General features: G+C 42.6%; 15 protein-coding genes, 1 pseudogene and 2 riboswitches. All 16 genes and pseudogenes read right to left on the minus strand.

What is annotated here, in order from left to right; translation table 11 throughout:
* Positions 1-10: 10 nt before the first annotated feature.
* Positions 11-313 (minus strand): YunC family protein, encoded by a 303-nt coding sequence (locus tag D0463_RS08050; protein ID WP_117306883.1) that lies wholly within the window; start codon positions 311-313, stop codon positions 11-13.
* 65 nt (positions 314-378) lie between these two features.
* On the minus strand, positions 379-1,758 hold the full coding sequence (locus D0463_RS08055; RefSeq protein WP_117306884.1) for a bifunctional metallophosphatase/5'-nucleotidase: 1,380 nt from the start codon (positions 1,756-1,758) through the stop codon (positions 379-381).
* Between the two features lie 78 nt (positions 1,759-1,836).
* Positions 1,837-2,682: a DUF72 domain-containing protein gene (locus D0463_RS08060; RefSeq protein WP_117306885.1), complete on the minus strand. Its 846-nt coding sequence runs from the start codon at positions 2,680-2,682 to the stop codon at positions 1,837-1,839.
* A 313-nt stretch (positions 2,683-2,995) separates the two neighbouring features.
* Positions 2,996-4,393, minus strand: coding sequence for a Fe-S cluster assembly protein SufB (gene sufB / locus D0463_RS08065; protein ID WP_117306886.1), 1,398 nt, complete (start codon positions 4,391-4,393; stop codon positions 2,996-2,998).
* Between the two features lie 62 nt (positions 4,394-4,455).
* Entirely contained in the window at positions 4,456-4,887 is a 432-nt protein-coding gene (sufU, locus tag D0463_RS08070; RefSeq protein ID WP_117306887.1) for a Fe-S cluster assembly sulfur transfer protein SufU, read from the minus strand.
* Complete coding sequence (locus D0463_RS08075; RefSeq protein ID WP_117306888.1) at positions 4,877-6,106, minus strand: cysteine desulfurase; 1,230 nt, start codon at positions 6,104-6,106, stop codon at positions 4,877-4,879. Before D0463_RS08075 ends, sufU begins: the two co-directional genes overlap by 11 nt.
* Positions 6,106-7,413 carry a Fe-S cluster assembly protein SufD gene (gene sufD, locus D0463_RS08080; RefSeq protein WP_117306889.1) on the minus strand — a complete coding sequence of 436 codons (1,308 nt, stop codon included), beginning with the start codon at positions 7,411-7,413 and terminating at the stop codon, positions 6,106-6,108. The genes D0463_RS08075 and sufD overlap by 1 nt, the downstream gene beginning before the upstream one ends.
* A gap of 15 nt (positions 7,414-7,428) precedes the next feature.
* On the minus strand, positions 7,429-8,214 hold the full coding sequence (gene sufC / locus D0463_RS08085) for a Fe-S cluster assembly ATPase SufC (RefSeq protein ID WP_117306890.1): 786 nt from the start codon (positions 8,212-8,214) through the stop codon (positions 7,429-7,431).
* 378 nt (positions 8,215-8,592) lie between these two features.
* Positions 8,593-8,745, minus strand: a complete 153-nt coding sequence (locus D0463_RS19585) for a YuzK family famiily protein (protein WP_174234300.1) — start codon at positions 8,743-8,745, stop codon at positions 8,593-8,595.
* 326 nt (positions 8,746-9,071) lie between these two features.
* Positions 9,072-9,434: a carboxymuconolactone decarboxylase family protein gene (locus D0463_RS08090; protein ID WP_254052739.1), complete on the minus strand. Its 363-nt coding sequence runs from the start codon at positions 9,432-9,434 to the stop codon at positions 9,072-9,074.
* A 507-nt stretch (positions 9,435-9,941) separates the two neighbouring features.
* Positions 9,942-10,787, minus strand: coding sequence for a MetQ/NlpA family ABC transporter substrate-binding protein (locus tag D0463_RS08095; protein WP_117306891.1), 846 nt, complete (start codon positions 10,785-10,787; stop codon positions 9,942-9,944).
* A 33-nt stretch (positions 10,788-10,820) separates the two neighbouring features.
* Entirely contained in the window at positions 10,821-11,489 is a 669-nt protein-coding gene (locus D0463_RS08100) for a methionine ABC transporter permease (protein WP_117306892.1), read from the minus strand.
* Positions 11,479-12,517 (minus strand): annotated as a pseudogene (locus D0463_RS08105) (methionine ABC transporter ATP-binding protein). The gene D0463_RS08100 and the pseudogene D0463_RS08105 overlap by 11 nt, the downstream one beginning before the upstream one ends.
* Positions 12,518-12,634: 117 nt before the next feature.
* Positions 12,635-12,745, minus strand: a riboswitch (SAM riboswitch).
* Positions 12,746-12,895: 150 nt separating this feature from the next.
* Complete coding sequence (locus D0463_RS08110; RefSeq protein WP_117306893.1) at positions 12,896-14,215, minus strand: O-acetylhomoserine aminocarboxypropyltransferase/cysteine synthase family protein; 1,320 nt, start codon at positions 14,213-14,215, stop codon at positions 12,896-12,898.
* A gap of 107 nt (positions 14,216-14,322) precedes the next feature.
* A riboswitch (SAM riboswitch) is annotated at positions 14,323-14,426 on the minus strand.
* A 102-nt stretch (positions 14,427-14,528) separates the two neighbouring features.
* Positions 14,529-14,837, minus strand: coding sequence for a thioredoxin family protein (locus D0463_RS08115; RefSeq protein ID WP_117306894.1), 309 nt, complete (start codon positions 14,835-14,837; stop codon positions 14,529-14,531).
* Between the two features lie 6 nt (positions 14,838-14,843).
* Positions 14,844-15,215 carry a toprim domain-containing protein gene (locus tag D0463_RS08120; RefSeq protein WP_117306895.1) on the minus strand — a complete coding sequence of 124 codons (372 nt, stop codon included), beginning with the start codon at positions 15,213-15,215 and terminating at the stop codon, positions 14,844-14,846.
* Positions 15,216-15,419 lie beyond the last annotated feature (204 nt).

Here is a 15,419-nt window from a genome sequence, read left to right on the forward strand (position 1 = left end):
CTAAAAATTATTATGGCATGATTAATAAGGCTTCTCTGCCGATGAGCCCTTTTGAAATCCCTATTTGTTCCGCTGCCAGTGTCACGGATTCCAAAGGGGCATTCAGCAATTCATCTATTGTTTTCACACCAACCGCTCTACCTGCGATAATATTTCGGTCTTTCAGCCTTTCATTCAATAGGCCAACATCTAATGCACCGCACATAATATATCCAGAATCAGACGTAACAACGAGCAAATTCGTTTTTGGCAGCGTAACAGAAATGCTTAAAAAAGTCTTGCCTTGAATGATAATGGGGGTGACGTTTATCATCTAATCGCTCCTTCCCTTTTCATTCATACTTTATGAAATGAAGCAAAGAAGGGTGTTATCGATTTTCACGAATACATCTTTTTCAGTTTCCACACCATGATATCTCTTAAAAATTCGGGCATGAAATATTCTTTATTTTTAGAGCGCTGGATTTGCGGAAAAAAGTATCCGAATGTAAACATATCCGGTATCGCCAGCTTGTAACGGTTTTCGGCAATAAGTTCCTTCCCGTTTACCTGCACTCTTTCAATCACTTCATTCTGGCCTTTTATAAAATTTACACAGTCATAGACAATAACTCCCATAATCTTCCCTCTAAATCCAAAGCCTTTCATTTGCATGTGCGGCCATTCTTCATTGAGGGATTGTAACAGAATTTCTTTCAATTCACTTCCGCTTAACTCCACTACACAGGGATTGATCGGATGAGGAAGGATTTGATGGATATCCCCTTTCATAACTTCGCCCGCATCCAGTCCCTCCAAAAGCAGTCCTGCATTTAAGAAGGCGCAGTCTGCCTGGCCCCATTCCCTTAAAGCCTCACATAAAATGACTGAAAGCTCCGATTTCTTAAACCAATCACTTTTCAAACTTCTTGGAAGCCGGACAATTTCTTGCCGCAAGGAGTCTTTACCCCTCATATAGATATCGTCTATCCAACTTCTTTCATCCGGTTTCTCCTCTAAATCATTTGTATCGTGTAAATAAGCTTCTTTTCGGGTAACTTTCCCGCTGGCACCCACTTCTATTTCTACATGTCCGACAAACATGCCAAATTTACCCGCGGCACACAGCAGCGTGTCATTAATCATTTTTCCTTGATGTAAGATGTGGTGCGTATGAGCACCAAGAATAATGTCAATCTCGGGAAATTCAGCTGCCATTCTTTCGTCTTCGTGGATTCCGAGATGAGAAAGAATAACGATCACATCGCTCTGTTCTTTTAAATTTTCCAACTGCTTGCCAAGCTCCAGAAATGGATCAGAGAGCTCCCAGCCTAGTGCAGAATAAAAGTGTCGGAAAAAGGCCGTTAGTCCTACCAAACCTATTTTTGTGCCATTTGCAGTCGTATGAATTTCATATGGCAATGCCCACTTAGGCCTTTCACCATTACGATAAAAGATATTCGATGCCAGCACTTTGAATTCAGCCTGGTTATATAAAGAATCCAACCCTTCGAAAGGCAGGGTGATCCCTTCATTATTCCCGATGGTTACATAATGATAACCGGCTTCATTCAGAAGTGTAATATTGCCCTTACCGAGCGTTCCTTCCGTAAAGGGGTGCCAGCGGTCTATATGATCGCCCATATCAAGAAGAATGGCTTCTTCTCCTACTTCTTTATGCAACCCACATCTTTGTTTGAGAAAATCTTTAATCCGCGGCCAATTTTCAAAATGACTGTGAAGGTCATTGGTATGATATAAATGAATGATTTCTGACATCTTAACTCCCTCAATCCGGTAATGTCGACCCATGCATGAATGGACTACTGTTCCCTTGTTTAACATACCCTTCCCGAATTAAAACAAATCGAGCTGCTTTGGTGCAAGCCCTTCATAATTTATCCCAAGAAGGTCTATCATTTGTTTGGCGTTATCGGCGGCATCTCCGCCTGAATTATTGTTGAATAAAACATATAGATTTTTCGATTGTTTTTCAAGAAAGTGAAGATTTTCTGCCCATTCTTCCAGTTCCTTTTGGTTATAACGATACAGATAACGGACCTCCCGCCAATTTCCATCACCTGTGTTTCTCCACCCATGTACGTTTCTGCCATGAAAACGGATTACCGTTTTATCAAGGTCGGTTGCTTTAAGTACAATAGGAATGGAACCGCTGCCTGCCTGTGGTTCGTCACAGACTGTATGGATCCAGCCTTCTTCTTCCATGAAGGTCAACGTCTTATCATAAAATGGAGCTTCGTACCAGGTCTGATTCCGGAATTCAAGCGCCACAGGTATTTCACTTATTTCCTGTTTGCACCAGCGTAAATAATCGACATTTTCCTTCTTGCAGTCAAACCAGGGCGGAAATTGAAACAGTACTGCCGAGAGCTTATCCGCCGCATTAAGTGCCTGGAGCGAATCATGAAATGCGGCAAACATCTCCTTTTTGCCTGGAAAAAGGCTTTCCCCCCGCTGATGACCCGTCATTCCTTGATAAGCCTTGACGATAAATTGAAAAGATTCCGGGGTCTCGTTAACCCATTTTTCTGTATTCCGTTTAGACTGGATCGCATAAAACGATGCATCAATTTCTACGATTGGAAAATGGGCAGCATATTCTTTTAATTTATCCCGGCGGGGAGTTTTCGCCGGATACAAACGATCGTGGTCTCCCCATCCCGTAACTCCAATATAGATCATCATCATCACATCTTTTAAATAAATATATATATCTTATCATAGCATAGTACCGGGGTTAAACAGTCTGCATTTGATTATCATAAGAAAAGCGCAAGCGCCCTGCAAGTATGGACCATCAGCTAATCCGTCACGTCCTGTGCGTCGAGGCTGGGAGCTTGCCGACTAAGACCGCCACGGCCTTATGTCTTCGTCGGCACTAGTACGTCCTGTACGTCGGAGCTAGACATCAATACATGTTAAAAATTTTACACTTTCTCTTTTAAAAACAAAACCTCCGCTGAAAGAGCTTCAGCGGAGTGGATGATATTTTCTATTACCCGATAGAACCTTCCATTTCGAACTTGATTAAGCGGTTCATTTCTACCGCATATTCCATTGGAAGTTCTTTCGTGAAAGGCTCAATGAAGCCCATTACGATCATTTCAGTTGCTTCCTGTTGAGAGATACCGCGGCTCATTAGGTAGAATAACTGTTCCTCAGAAACCTTGGATACCTTTGCTTCGTGTTCTAATGAGATATTATCGTTTAAGATTTCATTGTAAGGAATGGTATCAGAAGTAGACTGATTATCCATGATTAATGTGTCGCACTCGATATTAGAACGGGCGCCATCTGCTTTACGACCGAAGTGGACAATACCGCGATATGTTACTTTACCGCCGTGCTTGGAAATCGACTTAGACACAATCGTTGAAGATGTGTTCGGTGCAAGGTGGGTCATTTTAGCCCCTGCATCCTGATGCTGACCTTTACCGGCAATAGCGATTGATAATGTCATACCGCGTGCACCTTCCCCTTTTAGGATAACAGCCGGGTATTTCATTGTAAGCTTCGAACCGATGTTTCCGTCAATCCATTCCATTGTTGCATTAGCATCGCAAACAGCACGCTTTGTAACCAGGTTAAACACGTTATTTGCCCAGTTTTGAATCGTTGTGTAACGGCAGTATGCATCTTTTTTGACAATGATTTCAACAACCGCACTGTGAAGTGAATTGGTTGTGTATACCGGTGCCGTACACCCTTCAACATAGTGCACATGTGCGCCTTCATCCACAATGATCAAAGTACGCTCGAACTGCCCCATATTTTCTGAATTGATACGGAAGTATGCCTGCAGCGGTGTATCAACCTTTATGCCTTTTGGCACATAGATGAAAGAACCGCCGGACCATACAGCTGAATTCAATGCAGCGAATTTATTATCTGTTGGAGGAATCGTTTTTCCAAAATACTCGCGGAAAATATCTTCATTTTCCTTAAGTGCTGAATCGGTATCTTTAAAAACAATACCCATTTCTTCCAGGTCTTCCTTCATGTTATGGTAAACAACCTCGGATTCATACTGAGCGGATACACCAGCCAGATACTTTTGCTCTGCCTCTGGGATACCGAGTTTATCAAACGTTTGTTTAATTTCTTCCGGAACTTCATCCCATGATTTTTCTGATTTCTCGGATGGCTTAACATAGTACGTAATCTCATCAAAATTTAAGCTTTGTAAGTCTCCGCCCCATTGCGGCATTGGCATTTTGTAGAAATGCTCCAATGATTTCAAGCGGAAATCGAGCATCCATTGCGGCTCATCTTTCATTCGTGAGATCTCTTCCACGATTTCTTTCGTTAAACCGCGTTTTGACCGGAAAATCGATACGTCTCTATCAGCAAAGCCATATTTATAATCGCCAATCTCAGGCATTTTCTTCGCCATATCACTTTTCCTCCATTTCTGTTAGCATCTGGTGTGAAAACACGCCATTGCTTGTGTTTTGTTTATTCCTGTAAGCCCTTTTCCATCGCTTTCCACGCAAGGGTGGCACATTTTATGCGGGCAGGGAACTTTGACACCCCTTGAAGGGCTTCAATGTCACCAAGGTCAAGACCATTATCGTCATATTCTTTCCCCTGGATCATTGCAGAAAAAGTGTTTGACAGCTTCATCGCTGTTTCTACATCCTTCCCTTTGATCGCCTGTGTCATCATCGAAGCTGAACTCATTGAGATCGAACAGCCTTCTCCATCGAATTTAGTGTCCGTGACTTTACCGTCTTCCACTTGCATCGTTAACCTGATCCTATCACCACATGTTGGATTGTTCATATCCACTACAAGGTTGCCATTTTCCAAGCTGCCTTTGTTGCGGGGATTCTTGTAATGATCCATGATTACTTGACGGTATAGTGTATCTAGGTTATTAAAAGACATTGCTGAAATACTCCTTTGTTTTGACAAGCCCTTCTACAAGCTTATCAATGTCTTCTTCCGTGTTATAGAGGTAAAAGCTGGCTCTTGCCGTTGCAGATACATCGAGCCATTTCATAAGTGGCTGTGCACAATGGTGGCCAGCGCGGACGGCAATCCCCTCCGCATCCAGTACGGTTGCAACATCGTGAGGATGAACATCAGCGATATTGAAAGTAACCACCCCTGCACGTTTGCCCGCATCCCGAGGTCCGTAAATGGTTAGCCCATCGATGGCCGACATTTTCTCAAGTGCATAGGCTGCCAGCTTATGCTCATGCGCTTCAATATTTTCCAGTCCGACTTCTTCCAGGAAATCGATAGCGGCTCCGAGCCCGATGGCTCCAGCGATAATTGGGGTACCGCCCTCGAACTTCCACGGAAGTTCCTTCCAGGTGGATTCGTGCAAGCCAACAAAATCGATCATTTCTCCGCCAAATTCGATTGGTTCCATTTTTTCGAGGTGCTCTTTTTTTCCATAAAGTGCGCCGATACCGGTGGGACCGACCATTTTATGACCGGAAAGAGCATAAAAATCACAATCCAAATCACGGACATCCACTTTAAGGTGAGGAGCGCTTTGGGCCCCGTCCACGACCATCACCGCTCCTTTTTCGTGGGCGATTGCTGCGATTTCTTTAATCGGATTAATAACACCAAGGACGTTGGAAACATGCATAATTGAAACAATCTTTGTCCGTTCGGTTACTGTATCTCTCATATCTTCAAGTGAAATCGTTCCATCCTCTTGAAGCGGCACATATTTTAATGTGGCACTGGTTTCCTTGGCAATTTGCTGCCACGGTATGATATTGCTGTGGTGCTCCATATAGGAGATGACGATCTCATCTCCAGCTGATAAATTAGCGCCTCCGTAGCTTCGCGCTACAGTGTTTAAGGATGTTGTCGTGCCTCTTGTGAAAATGACTTCTTCGGTAGAGGCGGCATTGATAAATTTTCTGACCTTTTCACGTGCCCCTTCATACGCATCCGTAGCTTTCGTTCCAAGGGTATGGACTCCGCGGTGTACGTTAGAGTTGTAACCGCGATAATACTCCTCAATTGCTTTAATTACTGAAACGGGCTTTTGCGATGTTGCGGCACTATCCAGATAAACCAGTGGTTGACCGTTCACTTCCTGATCCAGTATGGGGAATAGCTTACGAATTTCGTATGGGTTCATTATTTAACTTTCCTTTCAATGACCTCAGTCAGCTGCTTCTTAACTCCTTCAATTGGAAGCTGATTGACGACCGGTGCAAGGAAACCATGAATGACAAGCCTTTCTGCCTCAACTTGTGGAATTCCCCGGCTCATTAAATAGTAGAGTTGAATCGGGTCAACCCGACCAACAGAAGCAGCATGTCCCGCGGTAACATCATCTTCATCAATAAGCAAGATCGGATTGGCATCTCCGCGAGCTTTCTCACTTAGCATAAGAACGCGGGATTCCTGTTCAGCATTAGCCTTGGTAGCACCATGCTCGATTTTGCCGATTCCATTAAAAATGGAAGATGCGCTGTCTTTCATAACGCCATGCTTCAGGATATAACCTTCAGAACGCTTGCCATAGTGAATGACTTGAGTCGTGAAGTTTTGTTTTTGCTCTCCACGGCCGACAACTACTGTTTTGGTATCGCCAAATGATCCGTCTCCCATTAGATAGGTTGTATTGTCAGAAATCGTATCTCCGTCATTCATAAGACCAAGTGCCCATTCAATTCGAGCATCACGGCCTGCAACACCTCGACGATTTACATATGAAGTGTACCCTTTAGATAAAGTATCGACCGCACCATATTCAACCTTTGCATTGTCGTTAACGAATACTTCTGTGACGATATTTGCTACACCATTTTCTGCTTCTACAGTAGAAATGTAGTTTTCAACATACGTTACAGAACTATTTGCCTCTGCAACGACCAAGACATGGTTGAAGAGCGTTGTATCAGCATGATCAACAATGAATACCGCTTGGACGGGTTCTTTAATTTCTACATTCTTAGGTACATAGAGGAAGGTTCCTCCATTCAATAGGGCAGCATGCAGAGCCGTTAAACGATGCTCATTCACCTTCACGCCGTCTTTCATGAAATACTTTTGTACTAATTCTCCATGTTCGCGAGCTGCCGTAAAAATATCAGTGAAGATAACTCCCTGGCTTTTCAACTCGTCACTAATACTAACGAATGCTGGTGTGTTATTGCGTTGAATGTATAGATTTTTTGCTTCTTCTATATTAATAAGCGATTTCACTTCCTCTGGAAGTTCTTCCAAAGAAGTAAATGTAGTGCTTTCAACTATATGCGATTTAAAGGAAGTGAAATTCCATTTATCGATCTTTGTTTTATCAGGCTTGGGCATCGGAAGGTTTTCGAATTCAGCCAAGGCTTGAACCCGAAGCTCCGAAAACCAGGATGGTTCATTGTTTTTTTGTGAATAGGAGCGGATATTCTCCTTATCAATCGGTAGTTTCGTTTCCGTAGTCATTTCAGATCCCCCTACTTACGCTTCTTGGCCTACTGTTTCGTCTTCAATTCCTAATTCTTGCTTAATCCAGTCGTATCCCTCTGCTTCAAGACGCTGTGCAAGCTCAGGTCCGCCGGATTTCACAACACGGCCTTGCATCATAACGTGAACGTAATCAGGAGTAATGTAATTGAGAAGGCGCTGATAGTGAGTGATAATCAAGCAGCCGAATTCTCCACCGCGCATTTCATTGATGCCTTTTGAAACGACCTTCAACGCATCGATGTCCAATCCGGAGTCGATTTCATCAAGGATAGCGATTTTAGGCTCGATCATCATCAGCTGGAGAATCTCATTACGTTTCTTCTCCCCGCCTGAGAAACCTTCATTAAGATAACGTTGAGCCATATCTTCATCCATTTCAAGAAGTTCCATTTTTTTATCCATTTCGCGAATGAACTTCATCAATGAAATTTCATCGCCTTCCTCGCGGCGGCTGTTAATCGCTGAACGAAGGAAGTCCGCATTTGTCACACCATTTATTTCACTTGGGTATTGCATCGCAAGGAAAAGTCCGACACGCGCACGCTCGTCAACTTCCATTTCAAGCACATCTTCACCATCGAATGTGATGCTTCCGCTCGTTACTTCATATTTAGGGTGACCCATTATTGCTGAAGATAAAGTGGATTTACCAGTACCATTCGGACCCATAATTGCATGGATCTCTCCACCTTTAACCTCAAGGTTTACCCCTTTTAAAATTTCTTTACCTTCGATAGATACATGTAAATCTTTGATTGTTAATGTAGAACCAGCCATTATCTTTACCTCCGTGGAATAATTCCTAATTTATAGCATGGAAGCGTTACGCATTCCTTCTATACTTTCATTCATTCTCAATTTATTCTCATTACAATCTTATAACAAATGAAAAGTGTAAGCAACTAATAAAGGCTATATAAACCCTTTGTACATAGTGGAAATTCTCAGGCAGGTAATTCAAATAACGAAGAGAGGAATAATATGCTTGTTTTTCATGTCAAATACATTGTTATAGCTTTTGTCAATTCGAGTTTCTTCATTCGAAAAAAATAGCGAATTTAAACAAAAAGAAGTCTCAAGGCAACATGTGCTCATGAAACTTCCATTGTTTAAACTGTATGAAGGCCAAGTTTTGCGTTCTTTTATAAAGCAAACTTACGGATGAAGCTTGCGCTGAAGATCATTTACGATCTGATTGCATTGCTCATACTCTCTTTCTCTGCGTTTTTCCACCTGGAGCCGGACATCTAACTTTCTGCTGTACTCACTATAGCCAATCCCATGTGACTGCTGCATCGCCTTTTCCATTTCGCTTGTAACGTTTAAATCTAGAGAGTTGATAATGAATCAATCCTTTCTGGTTTTCGTTTCTTTTTTATTCTATCACTTGAGCTTTTGTTCACTCAAACTTCATATACCCTTGTAGTTTGCGATTAAACTGGAAATTACGTTTTCTCGAAACACTCATAATGAATCGACTCCTTAATCCTCCAAATTGAGAAGTTTAACGGCTATTCTTATAATGGCAGCATGGATTTTGTATAGATAACAAGTATAAGTGAGTCCGAAAATAAAAACCTAAGTTGAAAGTATCGGTATCTTGCCCTACCGCAACCTTCATCTTAGGCTTTTTTTTACTGAATTTCTTTAAGTTCCTGCATGGCGTCCTGAACGAGAGTCACTGCCTGGCTCATGACTGCTCCCCCACCGAATGCCATCGCGACTCCCATTGCTTCCATGATCTCTTCTTCACTGGCATCGTTATCCAAGCATCCCTTTACATGGTAAAGAATGCAATACTCATCTTGTGTATAAAGGCTAATTCCCAGTGCAATTAGCTGTTTGTTCTTTTGAGAGACTTGGCCCTCTTTAAAACAAGCTTCTGTAAAGGCGTTATAATGCTGTGCAAGATCAGGCATTTTTTGCATAAATACGCCAAGGCCTTCTTTATAATCATGGATCGCAGCTTCTGTGGCGTTTCTTGGTTCATTGCTCAAAAAATCATCTCCTCATTCAGTATCCTGAATAGTATTTGCATACCTAAAACATATATACAGGCTGGTTGGCCTTACCCTGCTTGTTAAATGCTTGCTATGGATAGAATTCAGAAAGTTTTGTTTATGCATTCAAATTTTTATGAGAGGTCTTAAATGTATCTTTTTACTAGTTGAATCAATTTCACAATTCCGTTTTATAAAGAAACAAAGACCAACCGAATTTTAGTTACTCAAAAAATGTTCTTAGTTTGTACCTGTTGAATGGGGCTGTTGATTTCCGCTACAGGCGGACGCTTTCCGCGGGCGGTCCGTGAGCGGAGTCGCCGCCTGCAGCGAAAATCAACCGGTTTGGAAATCAATAGTGAGTACTAACACAGCTATATTTTGGGAGGTACTCCTTTTTTGCGTCTCAGAATCATTGGGACTCTAAGGATGAAATTTATGAAATTGATTCATTTGTGAATAAATAAAGAGGGCAGCTCTTTATGAGCCCGCCCTCTTATCAGATTATTCTGCAGGCACTACTGCACCTTTATATTGTTCATTAATATAATCCTGAATTTCTTTGGATTTTAAAACTTCAACTAGCTTTTTAATTTCCGCGCGGTCTTCATCGCCTTCACGGACAGTGATAACATTCACATACGGATTATCCTTTTTAGATTCAACTGCAATTGGATCATTGACAGGATCTAGTCCAGCATCTAAAGCATAATTCGCATTAATAACAACTGCATCGCCTTCATCATTGTTATAAATTTGAGGCAGCAATCCAGCTTCAACATCCGGCTTAAACTTAAGCTTCTTAGGATTTTCTACAATATCATCAATGGTTGCACTTGTCTTATCAATGCCGTCTTTTAGTTTAATAAGGCCTTTTTCCTGGAAAATCATTAAGATTCGGCCATGGTCAGCTACAGAATCCCTCATGATAATTGTTCCACCTTCAGGGATATCTTCAAGGCTTTTGTGCTTCTTGGAATAGATTCCAATCGGCTCAATATGAATTCCGCCGGCATTGGCAAATTTATAGCCTTCTTCCTTCATTTGCAATTCCATGTACGGAATATGCTGGAAGTAGTTAGCATCGATTTCCTTATCTTCAAGTGCCCTATTTGGAAGAATATAATCCGAGAATACCTGAATTTCAAGCTCGACGCCTTCTTCTTTCAAGATCGGTTTAGCTTTTTCAAGAATTTCTGCATGTGGAATGTTTGAAGCACCCACAACAATCTTCTTGTCTTCTGTTTTAGGTTTTGATTCTGATGCGCCGCCGCCTTCGTCAGTGCCGCAAGCTGCTAAGCTTAATACCAATGCTGTTGAAGCAGCCATTGTTTTTAACCACTTTTTCATTTCTTTTCCTCCTGTAAACTAATAAATTTTTGATTATCTTTTATCTATTTTAGATGAGATAATATCGCCAATAAATTGAATAATAAACACAATCACTAGGATAAGAACGGTAGCCAGCAATGTCACATCGCTATTACTACGCTGAAACCCTTCCAGATAAGCCAGATTTCCAAGCCCTCCTGCACCGATTGCACCTGCCATGGCTGTATAGCCAACCAGAGCAATTGCGGTTACCGTTATTCCTGACACCAAAGCAGGCATCGATTCAGGCAAAAGCACTTTAAAGATAAGTGTGCTTGTTCTTGCCCCCATTGACCTGGCAGCCTCAATGACCCCTTTGTCTACCTCACGCAGGCCGATTTCGACCAATCGTGCGTAAAACGGCGCAGAACCGATAATTAACGCCGGCAGCGCCGCGCTTGGTCCGAGCATCGTATTCACGATGGCCTTTGTAAACGGAATCAACAGGATAATCAGGATAATAAAAGGAATCGATCGGAATATATTGACAACGGCTGAAACAATAACATTGATTAGTTTATTTTCCCACAGCTGTCCTTTCGATGTCAAAAACAACAGCAGGCCAAGCAGGATTCCAATAAAGAAGGTTGCCACGAGCGAGATTCCCGTCATATACAGGGTTTCTTCTGTAGCTGTCCACATTCTTTCCCAAATAACATTCGGCAACAACTCACTCATCATCGGAAATCACCTCCACGCCAACCTGCTGCTTTTTGATGAATTCGATTCCGCGGTTGATTTCTTCGATGTCTCCGTTTAGATGAATAAACAAAGTCCCGTAGGAACCGTTTTGAGTTTGCGAAATTTTCCCCTGCAAAATATTCACATCAAGATTGTAATTTCTGATCAGCTTGGTAATCACAGGACTTTCTACACTGTCTCCCACAAAAGACAATTGAATCACTTTTCCGTCTGGATATTGATCCAAAAGATGTTCAATTGTCTCCTTCGTCTCCTCAGGTTCGGTCACCTGCTGGACGAAACGTTTTTGTGATCTGCTCAACAGGATTTTTGAAAACATCCAAAACCGGTCCAAGCTCGACAATCCTTCCGCTTTCCATCACCGCCACCCGGTGGCAAATCTTACGGATTACATGCATTTCATGCGTGATCAAAACGATTGTTAATCCTAAGCGTTTATTGATATCGACGAGCAAATCCAGGATAGAATCCGTAGTCTGTGGGTCGAGAGCAGAAGTTGCCTCATCACATAAAAGGACTTTTGGATTATTCGCGAGTGCTCTTGCGATACCCACCCTTTGCTTTTGTCCTCCGCTTAGCTGGGAAGGATAGGCTTGTTCCCTTCCATCAAGGCCAACGAGATTAATAAGCTCTTCCACTCTTTTTTTACGTTGCCCGGCTGGAACTCCGGCAATTTCTAGCGGAAAGGAGATATTTTCAAACACGGTTCTTGACCAGAGCAGATTAAAGTGCTGAAAGATCATGCTTATTTCCTGGCGGGCTTTTCGCAGCCGGGCTCCTTTAATTTTGGAAACCTCATTGCCTGCAACCGTTACGGAACCTGTCGTTGGCGTCTCTAACCCGTTCAGCATTCTGATCAATGTACTTTTCCCTGCTCCGCTATAACCGATAACGCCAAAGATTTCCCCGTCCTTAACGGTTACATTCACGTCATCCACAGCCACTATTGGATCGCCTGATGAAAATCCAGAACGAAATATTTTACTAACATTTGAAAGTGAAATCATTTGCACTCACCTCTTATCCATAAAACTTTAAACTTAGTAATATAGTCGGACCATTCGGCAAAGACATAAAAAAAGCCTTTCCGCATGAGCAGAAAGGCATATAACTATGAAGCCTTTCTCTCATCTCCCGAAGCCTCCGCTTCGTGTGAATTGGCACCTTTTCAAGGTAAAAACCTTGCCGGTTGCCGGGCTTCGTCGGGCACATCCCTCCACCTCTCTTGATAAGAGCACTAACTATATTTAATTGACGAATTTCTTCGTAAAGTTCATTTAATATTTACTTTTGTGATTTTATCACGGGAAAAGAGAGAGTGTCAAATGTATATTTTTCTATAATAATTTATCTTCGGGCATCCGTGAACTTCGTGAGTCTTGCGATTATCGCGTTTTAGCAGCGTTGGATATTTGTCCGGTCGCCTTCTCAATCGCCTGTTCCAGGTCCTCGATTAAATCTTCCACATTTTCAATCCCAACCGATAAGCGCACCAAATCCTCACTGACACCAGACTTCACAAGGTCCTCCGCGTTCAGCTGCTGGTGTGTCGTGCTTGCCGGATGGATAATTAAACTTTTCGCATCACCCACATTAGCCAGATGCGACCATAGTTCGATGGAATTAATTAATATGGCTCCCGCTTCTCTTCCCCCTTCTATGCCAAAAATAACAACAGCCCCTGCTCCTTTTGGCAAATATTTATCTGCGAGTTGTTTATCCGGGTGATCCTCTTTTCCGGGGTAACTAACCCAAGTTACGGCAGGATGGTTTTCCAAATACTCCACTATCGTCTTCGTATTTGTAATATGCTCCTTCATCCTCACATGCAAAGTCTCTAATCCAAGCGTAAACTGGAATGCATTTTGCGGGCTTATAGCTGGGCCCAAATCACGAAGCAATTGAACCCGGGCTTTCGTGATGAAAGCAGCCGCTCCAACAGCTTCGCTATATACGATCCCGCCATAACTTGGATCCGGTTCAGTAAAGCCAGGGAAGTTCGGAGAATTCCAATTGAATTTTCCGGCATCAACGATTATCCCGCCAAGTGTTGTTCCGTTTCCTAACAGCCATTTGGTTGCTGAGTGAACGACGATGTCCGCTCCAAAGTCAATCGGACGGCACAAGTACGGGGTAGCAAATGTATTATCAATAATTAATGGGACGCCTGCTTCATGTGCGATATCTGCAACCTTTTCGATATCCAGGATTCGAAGGCTCGGATTGCCGATCGTTTCAGCAAAAACCGCCTTGGTTCTTGGTGTAATGGCCTTTAGGAAATTTTCCGGATCAGCCGGATCAACAAAATGCACCTTGATCCCGTATTTCGGAAGTGTGTTCGCGAATAGATTATAAGTGCCGCCGTATAAGGTAGAAGCCGAAACGATCTCATCTCCCGAGCCAGCTATATTCAAAATGGATAACGTAATCGCAGCCATTCCGCTTGCCGTTGCCAAAGCTCCGATCCCTCCTTCAAGCAGAGACACCCGTTCCTCAAAAACGGTAACTGTCGGGTTGTGGATACGTGTATATATGTAACCTGGTTCTTTTAACCCAAATAAGTTCGCGGCGTGATCGGTATCTTTAAACTGATACGCATTGCTCATGTAAATCGGCAACGCCCTAGCTCCTGTCACCGGATCAGCTTCAAGTCCCCCATGAATGCTTAAAGTTTCAAAACGATAATCTTTCTTCTTTTCCGTCATTACGCAACTCCCCTTCACCATTTGTTTTTCCGGCCCTGATGGTTATCTATTTCATCGATGGGATAAAGATAAAAAAACCTCTTCATAAGAAGAGGCTGATCTATCTCTCCTTATCTTCCAGAGCCAATACTCTGCTGGATTTAGCACCGTGTATGTGTTTACCGGTTGCCGGGCTTCGTCGGGCCAGTCCCTCCGCCTCTCTTGATAAGACAATCTGAATATTCAATTTATAATGCTCATTTCCTGAAAATATATCATACAACACTACTGTAGTCAACAATGTTGCATTTGGACTCACCTGACTGTCCCCTTGTTAAGATATCTCCTTCAACACCCCATACAGGTAGGGTACTGATTGAAAGGCATATATTTTCTTTTCAAGTTTTCCTTCTTTGAATACCATCAGGCATGGAACACTTTCGATCGTATATTGCGTCGCCAGGTTTTTCGCAAAATTCATGTTCATTTGGCCGCACGTGACATCCGGAAACATTTCAAGTGACACGGATAACATTTTCGATGCAACCTGACATGTTCCACACATCGGTGTATATAGATACAGGCAAAATGTTCGCTTCCATTGTATCGCCGTATTTAATTCTTTTTCAGTCCATTCCTCCATAACCCGTTAAATCATCCTTTGTTCTACATATTCCATTTTCACATCGATATTCGCGCTTAAAAGCACGGTGGCAATATGATAGGCCGGAGCCGAGGCAACTTCCCGGTACATCCTATCTATATATAGATGCGAGGCCTCAGGCATTTCCCTTTTGAATTGTTTTCTAAGCTTCTCGCCCGACTCATCCGCATCCACCAGAATATAAACATCCCTGTTAAATAACTCATCAACCAGCTCATCCAGCTTCGTTAACGAAATCGTACCGTTCGTGCAGATGATTTCAATGTCTTCCTTGAGCACACTTTTCACTTTCTTTTTATCAGAAGTGCCTTCCACAATGATAACTTTATCAAGTAACAGCCCGCTTTCCATTGTCATCACCCGCTATCACAGCCCAGAATCCGAGCTCTAAATTATTATTTTTTCAGCTATGGTAAATTCCATTATGGATTTTCAAATGGTCAGGAAATCCACTCGCTTTCCGCGGACGAACTTCACTCGTGCCTCGCTGCGGGGTCTTGCAAGCCCGTTTTTCCGCAGGACATTGATTCATCATCCTTGAATAGACACCGCACGAGAAAA

This window comes from Bacillus sp. V59.32b, from assembly GCF_003429085.1.
Taxonomy (GTDB): Bacteria; Bacillota; Bacilli; order Bacillales; family DSM-1321; genus Peribacillus.

Excerpts from the sequence above, each read along its gene's own strand:
- D0463_RS08050 (WP_117306883.1), bottom strand. The coding sequence starts at position 313 with ATGATAAACGTCACCCCCATTATCATTCAAGGCAAGACTTTTTTAAGC.
- D0463_RS08055 (WP_117306884.1), bottom strand. The coding sequence starts at position 1,758 with ATGTCAGAAATCATTCATTTATATCATACCAATGACCTTCACAGTCAT.
- D0463_RS08060 (WP_117306885.1), bottom strand. The coding sequence starts at position 2,682 with ATGATCTATATTGGAGTTACGGGATGGGGAGACCACGATCGTTTGTAT.
- sufB (WP_117306886.1), bottom strand. The coding sequence starts at position 4,393 with ATGGCGAAGAAAATGCCTGAGATTGGCGATTATAAATATGGCTTTGCT.
- sufU (WP_117306887.1), bottom strand. The coding sequence starts at position 4,887 with ATGTCTTTTAATAACCTAGATACACTATACCGTCAAGTAATCATGGAT.
- D0463_RS08075 (WP_117306888.1), bottom strand. The coding sequence starts at position 6,106 with ATGAACCCATACGAAATTCGTAAGCTATTCCCCATACTGGATCAGGAA.
- sufD (WP_117306889.1), bottom strand. The coding sequence starts at position 7,413 with ATGACTACGGAAACGAAACTACCGATTGATAAGGAGAATATCCGCTCC.
- sufC (WP_117306890.1), bottom strand. The coding sequence starts at position 8,214 with ATGGCTGGTTCTACATTAACAATCAAAGATTTACATGTATCTATCGAA.
- D0463_RS19585 (WP_174234300.1), bottom strand. The coding sequence starts at position 8,745 with ATGGAAAAGGCGATGCAGCAGTCACATGGGATTGGCTATAGTGAGTAC.
- D0463_RS08095 (WP_117306891.1), bottom strand. The coding sequence starts at position 10,787 with ATGAAAAAGTGGTTAAAAACAATGGCTGCTTCAACAGCATTGGTATTA.
- D0463_RS08100 (WP_117306892.1), bottom strand. The coding sequence starts at position 11,489 with ATGATGAGTGAGTTGTTGCCGAATGTTATTTGGGAAAGAATGTGGACA.
- D0463_RS08110 (WP_117306893.1), bottom strand. The coding sequence starts at position 14,215 with ATGACGGAAAAGAAGAAAGATTATCGTTTTGAAACTTTAAGCATTCAT.
- D0463_RS08115 (WP_117306894.1), bottom strand. The coding sequence starts at position 14,837 with ATGGAGGAATGGACTGAAAAAGAATTAAATACGGCGATACAATGGAAG.
- D0463_RS08120 (WP_117306895.1), bottom strand. The coding sequence starts at position 15,215 with ATGACAATGGAAAGCGGGCTGTTACTTGATAAAGTTATCATTGTGGAA.